Annotated in this window: 24 protein-coding genes; 9 read left to right on the forward strand and 15 right to left on the reverse strand. The window is 64.3% G+C overall.

Annotated elements, in window-relative coordinates; translation table 11 throughout:
* The 14 genes from GGQ89_RS19210 to GGQ89_RS19275 all read right to left on the reverse strand — a co-directional run.
* Positions 1 to 497, reverse strand: a 497-nt coding sequence (locus GGQ89_RS19210) for a phage portal protein (protein ID WP_184107043.1), incomplete at its 3' end; no start/stop codon positions are given.
* A 9-nt stretch (positions 498 to 506) separates the two neighbouring features.
* Positions 507 to 2099 (reverse strand): terminase large subunit, encoded by a 1593-nt coding sequence (locus tag GGQ89_RS19215; RefSeq protein WP_244955821.1) that lies wholly within the window; start codon positions 2097 to 2099, stop codon positions 507 to 509.
* 106 nt (positions 2100 to 2205) lie between these two features.
* Positions 2206 to 2766: a hypothetical protein gene (locus GGQ89_RS20180; RefSeq protein WP_240456247.1), complete on the reverse strand. Its 561-nt coding sequence runs from the start codon at positions 2764 to 2766 to the stop codon at positions 2206 to 2208.
* A 120-nt stretch (positions 2767 to 2886) separates the two neighbouring features.
* Positions 2887 to 3198 carry an HNH endonuclease gene (locus GGQ89_RS19225; protein WP_244955822.1) on the reverse strand — a complete coding sequence of 104 codons (312 nt, stop codon included), beginning with the start codon at positions 3196 to 3198 and terminating at the stop codon, positions 2887 to 2889.
* 157 nt (positions 3199 to 3355) lie between these two features.
* A complete protein-coding gene (locus GGQ89_RS19230; RefSeq protein WP_221239028.1) occupies positions 3356 to 3823 on the reverse strand; it encodes a hypothetical protein in 468 nt (155 codons plus the stop codon).
* Between the two features lie 299 nt (positions 3824 to 4122).
* Positions 4123 to 4539, reverse strand: a complete 417-nt coding sequence (locus GGQ89_RS19235) for a hypothetical protein (RefSeq protein ID WP_184107051.1) — start codon at positions 4537 to 4539, stop codon at positions 4123 to 4125.
* 25 nt (positions 4540 to 4564) lie between these two features.
* Positions 4565 to 5302: a helix-turn-helix domain-containing protein gene (locus GGQ89_RS19240; protein WP_184107052.1), complete on the reverse strand. Its 738-nt coding sequence runs from the start codon at positions 5300 to 5302 to the stop codon at positions 4565 to 4567.
* Positions 5303 to 5474: 172 nt separating this feature from the next.
* Complete coding sequence (locus tag GGQ89_RS19245) at positions 5475 to 5675, reverse strand: hypothetical protein (RefSeq protein WP_184107053.1); 201 nt, start codon at positions 5673 to 5675, stop codon at positions 5475 to 5477.
* A 4-nt stretch (positions 5676 to 5679) separates the two neighbouring features.
* Complete coding sequence (locus GGQ89_RS19250; protein WP_240456257.1) at positions 5680 to 6603, reverse strand: DUF2303 family protein; 924 nt, start codon at positions 6601 to 6603, stop codon at positions 5680 to 5682.
* Positions 6604 to 6629: 26 nt separating this feature from the next.
* Complete coding sequence (locus tag GGQ89_RS19255) at positions 6630 to 7028, reverse strand: hypothetical protein (RefSeq protein ID WP_126053613.1); 399 nt, start codon at positions 7026 to 7028, stop codon at positions 6630 to 6632.
* A gap of 15 nt (positions 7029 to 7043) precedes the next feature.
* On the reverse strand, positions 7044 to 7361 hold the full coding sequence (locus tag GGQ89_RS19260) for a hypothetical protein (protein WP_184107055.1): 318 nt from the start codon (positions 7359 to 7361) through the stop codon (positions 7044 to 7046).
* A 35-nt stretch (positions 7362 to 7396) separates the two neighbouring features.
* Positions 7397 to 7594, reverse strand: a complete 198-nt coding sequence (locus GGQ89_RS19265; RefSeq protein ID WP_184107056.1) for a TraR/DksA C4-type zinc finger protein — start codon at positions 7592 to 7594, stop codon at positions 7397 to 7399.
* Complete coding sequence (locus GGQ89_RS19270) at positions 7594 to 7773, reverse strand: hypothetical protein (RefSeq protein WP_184107057.1); 180 nt, start codon at positions 7771 to 7773, stop codon at positions 7594 to 7596. The genes GGQ89_RS19265 and GGQ89_RS19270 overlap by 1 nt, the downstream gene beginning before the upstream one ends.
* A gap of 44 nt (positions 7774 to 7817) precedes the next feature.
* A complete protein-coding gene (locus tag GGQ89_RS19275; RefSeq protein ID WP_184107059.1) occupies positions 7818 to 8294 on the reverse strand; it encodes a hypothetical protein in 477 nt (158 codons plus the stop codon).
* A 331-nt stretch (positions 8295 to 8625) separates the two neighbouring features.
* Here GGQ89_RS19275 and GGQ89_RS19280 point away from each other — a divergent pair, with 331 nt between their 5' ends.
* Entirely contained in the window at positions 8626 to 8862 is a 237-nt protein-coding gene (locus tag GGQ89_RS19280; protein ID WP_184107061.1) for a hypothetical protein, read from the forward strand.
* Positions 8863 to 9003: 141 nt separating this feature from the next.
* Here GGQ89_RS19280 and GGQ89_RS19285 read toward each other — a convergent pair whose 3' ends face one another.
* On the reverse strand, positions 9004 to 9237 hold the full coding sequence (locus GGQ89_RS19285; protein WP_184107063.1) for a helix-turn-helix domain-containing protein: 234 nt from the start codon (positions 9235 to 9237) through the stop codon (positions 9004 to 9006).
* 66 nt (positions 9238 to 9303) lie between these two features.
* Between GGQ89_RS19285 and GGQ89_RS19290 the strand changes: the two genes are divergently transcribed.
* The 8 genes from GGQ89_RS19290 to GGQ89_RS19325 form a co-directional block, all read left to right on the forward strand.
* Positions 9304 to 9999, forward strand: coding sequence for a LexA family transcriptional regulator (locus GGQ89_RS19290; RefSeq protein WP_184107065.1), 696 nt, complete (start codon positions 9304 to 9306; stop codon positions 9997 to 9999).
* Entirely contained in the window at positions 9999 to 10265 is a 267-nt protein-coding gene (locus GGQ89_RS19295; protein WP_184107067.1) for a hypothetical protein, read from the forward strand. Before GGQ89_RS19290 ends, GGQ89_RS19295 begins: the two co-directional genes overlap by 1 nt.
* A complete protein-coding gene (locus GGQ89_RS19300) occupies positions 10255 to 10698 on the forward strand; it encodes a hypothetical protein (protein ID WP_184107069.1) in 444 nt (147 codons plus the stop codon). Before GGQ89_RS19295 ends, GGQ89_RS19300 begins: the two co-directional genes overlap by 11 nt.
* Positions 10699 to 10756: 58 nt before the next feature.
* Positions 10757 to 11092, forward strand: a complete 336-nt coding sequence (locus GGQ89_RS19305) for an HIRAN domain-containing protein (RefSeq protein WP_221239029.1) — start codon at positions 10757 to 10759, stop codon at positions 11090 to 11092.
* A 95-nt stretch (positions 11093 to 11187) separates the two neighbouring features.
* Positions 11188 to 11325: a hypothetical protein gene (locus GGQ89_RS19310; RefSeq protein ID WP_184107071.1), complete on the forward strand. Its 138-nt coding sequence runs from the start codon at positions 11188 to 11190 to the stop codon at positions 11323 to 11325.
* Positions 11325 to 11687, forward strand: a complete 363-nt coding sequence (locus tag GGQ89_RS19315) for a DUF968 domain-containing protein (RefSeq protein ID WP_184107073.1) — start codon at positions 11325 to 11327, stop codon at positions 11685 to 11687. The genes GGQ89_RS19310 and GGQ89_RS19315 overlap by 1 nt, the downstream gene beginning before the upstream one ends.
* Positions 11684 to 11938, forward strand: coding sequence for a hypothetical protein (locus GGQ89_RS19320; protein WP_184107075.1), 255 nt, complete (start codon positions 11684 to 11686; stop codon positions 11936 to 11938). The genes GGQ89_RS19315 and GGQ89_RS19320 overlap by 4 nt, the downstream gene beginning before the upstream one ends.
* Positions 11935 to 12194 (forward strand): hypothetical protein (locus GGQ89_RS19325; protein WP_184107077.1); only part of this gene is annotated, 260 nt, incomplete at its 3' end. The genes GGQ89_RS19320 and GGQ89_RS19325, both read left to right, overlap by 4 nt.

The following is a 12194-nucleotide window of genomic DNA, read 5'->3' on the forward strand; positions in this document are numbered from 1 at the left end:
GTCAGCCGCGGCTTCACCCGACGGCGCGGCAGAGGCACCAACTGGCGGATCGCGCCACGCGACTTGATCTTCAGCGCATAGGCGTTGCCGTCGAACAGAGCGCACAGCTGCATGTAACTCTTGAACCGGCTGGCCGTCTGGAAGTCGTTGGGCTTGCGGTGCAGGACATTGAACAGCGGGTGGTCGGTGGCCTTCTCGCTGTTCCGGCCGTCACGCCGCCGCAGGTGGATCGGCAGCATGCCCATTGACCCGCACTGGAGCGCGGTCGCTCGGAAGAACGTGCTGTTCCGCAGTGCCAGCCGCTCGTTTACCGCAATACCTGTCACACCGACGCGACCGCCATCGCCCCGCATCATCTCCAGCAGGGCGGGGTCGCTCAGGCTATGGGTATCGTATGCCACGATCGGGCCCGACAGCGCGGGCCCGGCAGAGGCACGCGGTGCCATCGACCGACGAAAGCCCGAGGCGCGCCGGTAATCGTCGGGTGATAACGCCATGCACCCTCCTTAAATTCGGCGAATGCCGCGCGTCTGGTAGACCGATCGGCCTTTGGCTTCAGGGTTGCGGGTCATCAGCATCACCGCGTTGAAAGCCGCGATGAGCGGATCGATCTTCGCCTTGCCCGCTACCTGCTTCGTGATGAGCACCGCGTTACCGCGCTGCTCGGCTTTGGCGTTGCCGACGCACCAGGACATCAGCTCTTGGCCGCCATGAACCAGCGTGCCGTCCTTCAGCTTGCGCTCCATGCCCCAGACTGCCGCCGAAAGGCGGAAGCCTTGGCTGACCGCCAGCATCTGATCAGCGGTGAACCCTCGCCCGGCCAACTCGTCGACCAGCGCTGTGACCCCTTGGGGATCGAGTCCGATCGCCGCTTGCTCAGGGAATAGCCCCGCCTTCTTCACCTGCTCCAAAAGGTCGGCTACCTCGACCAGATCCTGTGTCGGCTCGCGACATTTGATCAGCGATCCCTGAGCCGAGAAGTCGTTCAGCCGAGATGCAATATCCTTCCGCCGGTCGAAAACATCCTGCTGCGCCCAGGCGCGGCACCATAGGAGCCACTGCTTGGTCTCCCGGTGACGCCCGATCAGGGCAAGGCCGAGAAGGTCATCGAGACCGCCGCCGTCACCACCTGCGACCGCCACCTCCGAGATGTCGAGCATCTGCTCGAGTGACCCGTCCCAAAGGGCGGGATCGGCATGGGCGCCGGACCAGTAGATGCCGCCGATCCAAGCATCGTGCCGCAGACCGACGCCGATCTCGACGTTCAGATGCTTGGCGTAGAAGACCTGCTTCGTGCCGTCCTCGGCATTGGCGACCTTCCGAAACTCGCTCTCCAGCCATTTCTGGCTGACCGACCGGCCTAGATTGGGGTTGGTGATGTAGAAGTTGGCGGGGTCGAGGTGCTCGTCCTTCGCCATCATCTCTTCCGGGAACTCGTAGAGCACCGGCAGGAACTCGGGATCGTCGACCAAGCCATCCCGCACGTCACGGGCGTAGGCCAACTTCTCCTTGAAGACGCCAGCAGGCGGTTCATCAGACTGCGTTGTCAGATAGAGGGTGTACCCCTCCGGCCGAGAGACCTGACCGCCTGTCGCTTCGCGGAACATCGCATCCGCGCTCGCCTTTTTTCCGAAAAGCCAAAGCTCGTCGACTAAAACCCGGCTAGCCTTCTTGCCCGATACCGTCGCAGCATCGGCAGCGACCACCTTCAGGGTCGCCTTCGTGCGGCGGTTGGTGATCAGCCGCACATGCTCCTGGATATGGAGAAGCGCGTCCAATTCCTCGTCGGCCCGGATCATGTCGCAGGCGGGCTTGAAGCTGTTGCCCGCGACCTCGATCGTGGGTGCCAAGATCAGGTTTTCATCGCTCTCGCGCCAGCCGCAGATCAACTCCGTCAGCATGATGCCCGCGGCGATGGTCGATTTGGTGTTCTTCTTCGACACCAGAAGTAGACCCTCGCGGATCATTTGCTGCCCGGTGTCCGGGTCATACGCCCCAAAGATTGCAGCGGCAAAGTCGAGCAGCCACTCGTCGGCCGATTCGCCGATGGTCGGACGGCCCGGCAGGTCGACGATCTGCAGCGACGTGAAGACCGCCATCTTCGCCTCTGCCGAGGCGGGGAAGAGCGGCGAGAACGGGATCAGCGAGCGACGCTCCTGGATCCGGCGCTTCCAATCTGGGCACGCCGTCGACCACGTTACCACCTCAGGTGACCGCCTTCAGCTTAGGTGGGCCGAGACCAGCGAATCGGCTCCCCCCACCGATGGCGTTCGCCTTCTCCTGCTGCGCGGCCTTCTTCCCTTGGGGCGCCGAGGCCTCGTTCAAGGTCTTCAGCGCCAGCGCCAAGGTCTGCATCGTCTTTGCGCGGACCGGCAGGCTGACCGCCTTCATCATCGCGTCCCGGCGGGCGTCGTCTTCGTCCCCGTCGGTCGCGTCAACAATCATATCCTCCAGCTCGCCTCGGCGACTGGTGATGGTGTCCAGCTCGTCGAGCATCCGCCCAACGATGCCGCGACCGTCGTCCGCAATTTCGCCCGGCTCGCGGCGCTTCTCAGGGTCGATGGCCGGGGGAGGGGGCGGCGACCGGTCCGGTTCGCGGCGGTTCGCACTGCGAACTGCCCGAACCCATCCTTCGGTCTTCGCCCGCTTACGAATAGCGGTATCGGAAATCTCGTGCCGGTCAGCAATCTCGCGGATCGAATCTTCGTTGGCCAAGTATTCGAGCTCGATGCGCGGCCAGTCGATAGTTGATTTTCGGCTTGCCATCGGCGGCTACCTCCGGCCCAAGTTCGCACCCCGGATCACCCACCAGGATTTTTTCTGCGCGTGAGAGAACCACGGGTCTGCGGCCACGCGGCCCGCCAGACTTTTGACCGGGGGGTGGGGTCAGCCCCCGCGACCGGCCCGCTCCGCCTTCTGCTTCGCCCCGTCATGGTGCGGCTTGCAGAGGGTCCAGAGGTTGCCCTCGTCCCAGAACAGGGCCTCGTCGCCTCGGTGGGGCTGACGGTGATCGGCGACCAGGAGCGAGGTGTTGCCCTCGACATGCCCGCAGCCCGGCCACTGGCAGGTGAACCCGTCACGCATGAAGATCTTCATGCGGAGCGAGCGCCAGCGGGCGGTGTTGTAGAGCTTGCGCCAAGGCGAATAGGTGGATCGTTCGGCGTTGGTCGATCGGACAGGCGCGGTTAGCGAGCCCAATCCAGGCTGCAATCGAGATAGGGCAGAGGGCAGAGCCTTCAGCTTCCCCATGACTACCCCGCATATGAGAAGAGCCGCTACCCCAAGGGGTGCGGCTCTCGATCACTCCGAACGCACAACGTGCACCATGACCACCTGCCAGAAATAAACCGGAACGTCAAGCGATCAAATCAAGACCGTCGAGCGCCCGCTCCATCTGCTGGTATTGGCTGGTCGTGGCCTGCGCCTTGTCGCGGTGGGCAATGACGATCGCATCCAACCAGGCCGGGCCGCTGTCCGGGTTGGGATCAATGACCAATTGGTCAAAGGCGTTCCTGATATGACGACCCTGCGCATTGATGAGCTCGAGCGAACGGGTCAGCGACGCTTCGCGCAGGGCATCACGCTCAGGGTCCGACGGCGGCTTGCCCTGCTGGGGCTGGAAGCGGGCGAGGCTGTCGGGCGTGCCGAACCCATAGGCCGCCCAGTATGCGGCGGCGATGCGGCGGGCGGCATTCAGCCGGTCCTCGGCCTCCCGACCAGTGCCGAGCAGACCGGCGCAATAGGCCCGGCCGATGGCGTCGCAGGTGTCCGTCTCCGCCTTGCGACCACGATCCTGGCGGGCCTTGGCGTCCACCTCGCCCACGTCATTCGCTGGGAGGCCATACAGAGCGCGGCGGCGCTGAATGCCCTCGCACGGCATCAGTGATGCGCGCGTACGATCACGCTTGCGTCCCGACGCCGACCGGCTGCCCCGAGGCTGCCCCTTGCTCAATTTGCCCTTACTGCGCCCCATAAAATCCGCCCTGCCAATCTGTTGAGAACATACCATAAACACCGTGGATCGCTCACCCCTTTGCGGTCATAAAAACCTGCCGATGAGAAACCCGATGACGACCCAAATCAGGCGTAGCTCGATCCGCGTCGGCTTCACCCACCACTCGCTCATGCTGCCTTGGCCTCCGCCGCCTGGTCGTCAGTCTTGAACCGCGCCGCGATCTTCGACACCTCGGCCGCCTCCTCGGCGCTCAGCGGTGCCGGATCGGGGCGCCACATGCGGTCATGCGTCGCGACCAGCGCGCGGATCTTCGACAGCTCCCACTTGCGCCGGGCCAGCATGCCGCACCGCTCGCGTATCTCGGCCGGGGTCGGGAAGAACCGGCTTTCGCGCAGCGCGGCGGCGCAGGCGGCGGCAAGCACATCACCGGGCACGTCGTCGAGCGCATCGGCGTAAATCTCCAGCCGGGCTTCAGCCTCGATGTCGCTGACCTTCGCCGACGGATAGGCCATGGCCAGCTTGGCGATTGCGCGGCGGCAGCCCTGCCGGGACGCTGGCGCCAGCGACGCCTCGTACTGCGGCACCAGCGCGACCAGCGCGGCCCGCTCGTCAGGAGAGCAGACGTGGCTGAACGACGGCGCTTCCTTGACGAGCTTCTCGAGCTTCGGCGTTTCGGAGAGCCCGCACCATAGGATTTTGGAGCTCGTCGGGATTGCGGTGGTTGCGAGGTCGGTTGCCATTGAAGCGTTTCCAGTTCTTGACCCAGGTTCTCCAGGAGGCTTGCCAGTCGAGGCTGGTCGTCCCCTTCGTCGTGTGCAGGTCGATGAAGTGCTCGACCTGCTCCTCGATCTCGCCAGGCGGCCAGTCGGCCATGGCCTTGGCGGTGAGGGAGGTGGCGGCGGGCGCTGGCCAGAAGTCCGCCGGGACTTTCGTGGCGCGCGCCGCTCGCGGTACCGAAGAAGGCGAAGCCTTCGTAGGTTTGGTGGTTCTTGGCTGTTTGGGTGCACCTCCTGCGGGGGTCGCCGCATCTCCTGCGGGGCGCATCTCCTGCGGGGGTGCATCTTGTGCGGGGGCGCATACCGTGCGGGGGTGTACCGTGTAGACGACGCCGTGGCCTGGGCGCTCCTTCCGCGTGAGGTGCCCAGCTTCGGCCAGCGCCTTCACCGCATTCTGCACAGACCGTTCCGACAGTTTCGTACGGCTCACCAAGCCCGCAATGCTGGGCCAGCACTGCGCCTGCTTGTCGGCCATGATGGCGAGCACCATCAGCACGCTCTGCTCGGGCGCGCTGATGGCCTCGACCGCGACGGCGGCACGGCACAGATCAAAGCCGGTCAGGATCGTCACGCGGGTCGCTGCCCCCGCGCTTGGGCCAAGCGGTCGGCGTGGACGGATACGCGCGCTTTGCCGCGCGATCCGATGCACGAATGACGGGGTAGGGCGCCGCAGGTCGGGCAGGCCCGCTGCAATGCCAGCCGCCGCGCACTCGGCCCGCGCGAATGCTGCGCATGGTCGTCCATCAGAAACTCACCTGCTGATCGGCGAGCGAGCGCCGCAGTTCTTCGACCTTGGGACGCGCCAGTTCGAACCGACGCGTCTCCAAGCGAGGGGAGGTGGGCCGCTGCATCCGACGTTCCGCCAGCGCCGCGTCGAGGTCGGCGCGCAGCGGGGCGAGGCGGTCAACGGGGGCCTGGCGGCGACGAGAGAGCAGCGACCACATGGGATCAGGCCTCCGGCTTACCGATGAGGACGGGCAGGCTGGTGTCAGCCTTCACGCGCTCCACCGATTCCTTGAAGGCGTGGTCGAAGGTGCGGTCGGTGCGCCACAGTTCGTACCAGAACACGATCTTGCCGCCGGACTTGCGGTACCGGAGACGCGCCGCGACGCGATACAGCGGGCCGTTGCGGAAGACCGGGATCCCGATCAGGAACAGTCCGGGCACCTTGATCGGCGCGCCGTGTTCGTCGGTATGAGTGGACTGAAAGCGGACGATGCCCTCGCCCGACGCGAGGTTGACCGCCTCTTGGACGACCGCCGCCTCGTTGATCTGGAGCCCGCGCGCCAGTTCCATCAGCTTGTTCGGCGTGGCGATCGTGTCACGGCCGCCGAGGGTGTCGATCAGGCGCCCCAGATCATCGGACACGTCGTCCTCGCCCTCGACATAGAGGACATCGATGATCCGCTCTTCGAGGAACGCGGCAAAGTCGACCATGCCCATGGGCTCGGCGTTCTTCGCTACCCATGCCTTCCACTCGTCGCTGAGCGGGAAGGTGAAAGTCGACCGATGCTTGCCGAAGCGTGGATCGGCAGCGGCGCCAGCGCGGTGATAGTCGAGCACGACGATGATGCTGGGGTTCGTGCGGCTGTCGTCGGCGAAGACGACGCTGTCGTCATCCTTGAACCGGTTCGCATGCTCGATCAGGCTGTCCAGCGACAGCATAACCGCCGAGCCGGTTCGGAATAGCGGCTGGGGGCGGTACGGGTCGAAGGTCGAGGGCGGCAAGACACGGATGTCGTTGCCGTGCCGAACCGCCGCCAGCGTGATGCCGGTGCTCGGCTCCGCCACGCTGATGATCTCGGCCTTCACGTAATCCTCGACGAGATCGCGCGCCTGGGCGATCACGCCGTCTCCGTTGATGCTTTCCATGGTCATGTCCTTTCAGGTGATCGCGATCAGACGGCGTCGCGGAAGCCGGGCCCGCGCACTTCGCGCACGCCGAAAAGCTGACCCTGTTGCGGGTTGCTGGGGGTGAAGCGGCCGTCCTCGGTCGACCACATGACGCTCTGGGGGCGCTTGGCCTCGGGAACATCGACCTTGTGCTTCGCCTTGATGGTGAAGACCCGGCCGTCGAGCGCGAAGTCGAGGGAGATCGTCAGCTTGCCCTTGGCCTTGCCGCCGCTCTCGATTGCGGTGTGGGCCATGTCGCTGGACATCTTGCGCAGCACCTCGGACAGCTCCGCGTCCAGCTGGCCGTCCTCCAGGAAGCGGACGAAGTCGCCGAAGCTATTCGCGGCGGGCGGCATGCGGTTGCCGTCGGCCGCGCGAGGCGGATTCTCAGGGTCGATGATCATTGGCTTCTCCTCAGGTCAAAGGGTGGAGCTGCCGACGCCGCCCAGCGTGAAGGCTGGGGCCGGCTTGCGCAGCGGGTGAACGGTGACGAGGCGGGCGCCAGCGGCGACGCGGGCCAGCTTTTCGTCGAAGGACAGGGGCGGACGGGGCGGCTTGCGCACCGGCACCGGCATCGTGGCCTGAGGCTCGCGGCGGCGGGCACGCTGCGGTTGCGACTGTAGGAAGTCCGTGCGCGCCTGCTTGATCGCATTGAAGCTGGGCACGTCGCCCGACACGCTCCGCTGCATCAGGGCCAGCACGGTCCCTGGCGTGTGCTCCTGCACGAGCGCCTGCATCAGCGCCCAGGAGCTATCGCTGCATCCGCGTCCCATCAGCGCGGCTTCCGCCGACCGTCACGGCAGAAGCCGCAGCGCAGGCCGCCATGATCGCGCACCAGCCGGGGAAACTCGTCACCGCACTGCTCGCATTGGCCAGCGACGCCGACCGGGATCGGCTGGCGGGCGGCAGCGATGTGACGCGCCGTCTCTGCTTCGGCGAGGTCATTCGCCATGTCGATATGGTCGGCCATTATGCCGCGACCTCGAACAGCGGTAGCACAGCCCGGCCCGGATCGCTGATCGGCAGGAAACGATAGGTCCGCCCGCCGGAGACGATCACCGCCGCCGCAGGCTGCACCATCGCAAGACGCAATTCTTCGGTCGCGAAAGCAGCGCCAGCCGCTCCCGCGTCGTCATTGGCAATCGTCATTGACGTCACTCCAAGCCGCGTTCAGCGGCGTTCAATTCCCTGTGTCAGGCCACCTCACGGGGCCGTCGAAGATCCGAACACTTCTCGATCCAGCGACCCGTCACCGCGTGAAGTTCGCGCATGATCTTCTCGCCGTTGAGATACTCCTGCGGGACGATCGTCCGGCCGCCAGGCCCCTCGGGGTGCTCGGCCTCCTGGATCATCACCAGCACGCGGGCCATCAGCAGGCCCATGTCGTCGACGTCGCAGGTCGCGTCCTGATCGACGAGGCGCTTGCCGCGCGCCGCCAGCCAGTCGTCGAGGACTGTCGGTTCAGCAGTGAGCGCGCGGTCCAGCGTTTCGAGCGACGGCATCGATCCTGCCAGCTGCTTGTCCAGTGCCTGGGTGCTGCACTCGATCGCGTCGAGAAAGGCGCCCTTTCCCATGCGGTCAATCGCCCGAGCCCAGCCGCGCATGATCTTCGCATGCAACCGGGGTTTCGAGATCGGTTCCGCTTTCGCAACGACAGTTGGGACGGTCATCGGGCACCTCGATCGGTATGAACAGTGATCACCTCTCCACCGCACCGCGCGCCGTCCGCATCGCAATCGCTCGCGCACTGGTCGACAATGTCACCGGCGGCGGCCGGGAGTACGCCGCCGCCAGTGAAGGTGCTGCCGCCAGAGCATGGGAGTACGGAGGCGGCAGCCGCAGGGAGAGGGTGGATACCGGCATAGACCGGATCGGAATGGAAGCAGGTCGCGGACTGGCAAGCAGCGCAGGTCATATCAGCGCCCTCCAGCCGGAGCACTGGACGCGCTCCGGCCTTCGGCTATCGTGCGAGATCCTACACACGCACGAAAGGACGAAAGAATGGACCAACAGGACGCTAAAGACGTCAGCGACATCGTCGCACTCGCGGCGGCGCCAGCGATGGCTGCAATGGCCGGGGTCGCGGCGCTCTGCAATGAACTGCGCAGCGTCATCGGCGAGGAAGCGGTGCAGCGCGTCCACAAGGAAATGCTCAACCGCATCAGCATCCACCAAGCTCCGATGGGCCCGAAGATTGCGATTCAGGCAGAGCTTTCGAAGCGGTTCGGAAACCTATGAAGCAACCGTCCTCAATCACCATCTGAAGGACAGGTTGCTCCAGCCGTTTGCGAACGGCGGCAGCGTCGATTTCCTCGCGGGCGATTTCACGCAGCCGCGCTTCCTGCGCCGCCGTGAACGGCTGTTCGGGGTGGCAGGCCATTATGCTGCTACCTGCGAAGGCATCGACCGCCGCCGCTTGATCGGAGTCAGATCGAAAAAGTCATTGGGCGTCACCTTGCGCTGGGTCGCTTCGGCGATCAGCGGCATCGTGTCCTTATCGGGGATGCGCTCGCCGCTGACATACCGCCGAACAGCCTCAGCGCTGCGCCCAATTCGCGTCGCGAACTGGGGAACGCTCATCGCTTCCCGGTCGAGCCATTCCTTCAGCGTCATCCAGTGAACTCCTTGCAACACCAATATGGTGCTATGCGTCACTGTTTGTCAACACCAAAATGGAGGATGGCTGCACCGCACCAGATTGGTGCACAACGCGGCGTGGCAAGCGTGAACAACATTGAGAAGCTTCGAGAGGCGAGGGGGTGGGCGCGCCCAGAGCTTGCAAAGCGCATGGGCACCAGCCCTCAGCAGGTCGAACGCCTCGAGAAAGGGCAGCGCAAGCTCAGCCAGGAGTGGATCGACAAGGCGGCGCATGCCTTCAGCGTCACACCGGCCGACATCATATCCGAAGGTGTATCGCTGGTCGTTCCTGAGCAGCCTGTGGCCAAATCAGTCGACGGGGGCGAGGTCGTAGAAATCACACGTCTCGATCTGTCGCTGCCGATGGGGCCGGGCGCGACCGTTGACGACTATGTCGAGGAAGAGCCAATCGCGTTCGACCTGGGCTATCTCCGATCATTCACCCGCACGCCGCCCCACCGCCTGCGGCTGGCCGCTGGGGCAGGGGACAGCATGCTCCCCACGCTATTGCCGAACGACTTGGTTTGGATCGACACGACGCAGAACCAGTTGCTGCACGCCGACCGGATCTATGCGGCCTCGATCAACGGCGGTGCCGCGATCAAGCGCCTGCGCCCAATAGCCGGCGGTACTAAGGTTCTCGTCATATCAGATAACAAGACGATCGATCCATATGAGGTCGATGCCAATGACGTCGTCATCTGGGGGCGGGTTATACGCTTCGCGAGGGATTTGTGATGGAAGCTAGAGGTTCTAAGCCCGCGCAGAAGGTGGTGCAGGGGGAAATAGTTGAGCTTGATGGCGCGGCTTTATTCGATACAATATACTTAGGCTGTAGATTGGTTTATAAGGGCGGGCCGCTGCCAATACTAAACAATGTGACATTTCAAGAGAGCAATTTTATATTTGCGGGTGATGCGTTTAATACTGCGCAATTCATGCGAATGATGGTGTCTGCTGGGGCCGCTGACGTCGTGAAAGGCATGGTGGGCCTTGGAGAATGAACGGGAAATTTTTAATAGTAACACCGTCTCATTTGACGACGAAGCGGCTGCGCGAGGCGTTGAAATCAAACGGGCATCCTTCGCCTTGAAAGGTGGCGGGGGCGATGGCACATCGGTCGGGCTTATGGAACGAGTCACTCGCCTCGAAACTCATATGGAGTACGTCAAGAAGGACCTCGATTCGATCGAGGGCAAGCTTGACACGCTATTACAGCGAACTGCTGAACTGCCGACTAAGGGCGACCTGACGACTTTTCGATGGCAATGGGTTGCTACAGCGGTGGGTGCCATCGCGCTAATCGTTGGCGGAATTATCGGCGGATTGGGTTGGATCAAGCCCGACGCCCCGGCGGCCGCTCCCCAGCCAATAATAATACAAGCGCAGCCCATTGCGCCGCCCGCATCAGGTTCTCCAGGTGCCCCGAAGCGTTAGCATTGCAATCGTCGGAATCGACCACCCCAATAAGCGAGGGCCTGATCGCCGGTTCGAATTGGCGATATGCCGGGAAGGGGAGTCGGTAGACCTGCGGCCCGAGCCCGATAACAAATACGACGAGCACGCGATTGCCGTATATTCCTGTCGTGGCATCCAGCTCGGCTACCTGCCTTCTGAGCGCGCCGTGCTGATCGGCACCTATTGGCGCCAGGGCCACACCACCATCGCAATATTTCAAGCGCTTGAGGCGAAGGTCGGTTGGGTGCGCGTCGCGTTCAACGGAGAGCAGCCGGTGTTGCCGCCAATCGCCGCTGCCGCGCCGCCGCCGGACTGGGACGCCGTCGATTCGGATTATGGCTTCGAGCCCGATTGGGTGCCGCCAGAAGAATAACACCAATACGGTGTTGACAGGTCGGCACCAATATGGTGTTATGCCCTCACCGCTGATCGCCGCCTGATGCGAGCGAAGCGGTCGAGGAGATCGCTATGTCCTGCATCGCGGGCATTCCCCAGCATAGGAACGATGACCGTCGGCAGCTGACGCTGTCGGCGCTGCGGGCACGGTACCAGGCACTGTCGGTCGCGAAGCAGGTCGACATGCTGCACCTGATGGCGCGCGGCTGATGCTGCGGTCGTCTCTTCCACAGCGCAAACCGGCGAAATCCGCGAAGGCGGACGCCGGGTTGCGATGCCGCCAGCACCTCCAGTGGGTCCGTGGCCATGTGTGCACCGTCTGCGGCACGCGCGGCGATGAGGGCAATAAGATCGAAGCCGCCCACGTCCGGCGCGCCGCAAATTCAGGCGTCAGCATCAAACCGAGCGACGCATTCACCGTGCCGCTGTGCGCAGCGTGTCACCGTGAGAGCCATCGGGGCGAGAAGACTTTCGAGGCGAAGAACAAGGTCGACCTGATGGCGATAGCCCAGCGCCTTTTCCGCAAGTCTCCTCACCGCGCCAATCTGGCCGATCCGTGGGGCGCGCGATGACCGAGCACCACAACAGCGTCACGCGCCACGCGGTCAATCGGTGGATGCAGCGGATCAACCCGCGCGCCGATTACGAGACGGCCGACGCGGAGATTCGATCCCACGCCCGCGCGGTGTGCGTCGCCGCCGACTTCGGCTGCCAGGTGGTCAAGCTAGCCACCGGTGACCGCCTGATCTGTGACGGCCGCAGCGTCGTGACGGTGCTGGCGCGGCATCAGGGCATTTATTCGGTGCCGGGGTTCGTGCTGTGAGCGGCGCCCGCCGCCCTGGCCCCGTTACGCTGGCCGAGATCGACCCCGATCTGGACCAGACGGTCGAAGAGATGCGCTGGAAGGTCGGTCGCTATCGTCAGCTTGGGCCGATGATCATCGAGGCGACCACGGACCCACAGCTGTATCGGTCGTTGGCCGCGAAGATCGACGAGCGGGGCGACCTGTTCGAGTCCTTCCGCGTCCGCGCCGAGAAGCTGGGGATCAAGTCGCCCTACGCGCTGATCCGCCTGATTGA

Source organism: Sphingomonas yabuuchiae, assembly GCF_014199595.1.
Lineage (GTDB): Bacteria > Pseudomonadota > Alphaproteobacteria > Sphingomonadales > Sphingomonadaceae > Sphingomonas > Sphingomonas yabuuchiae.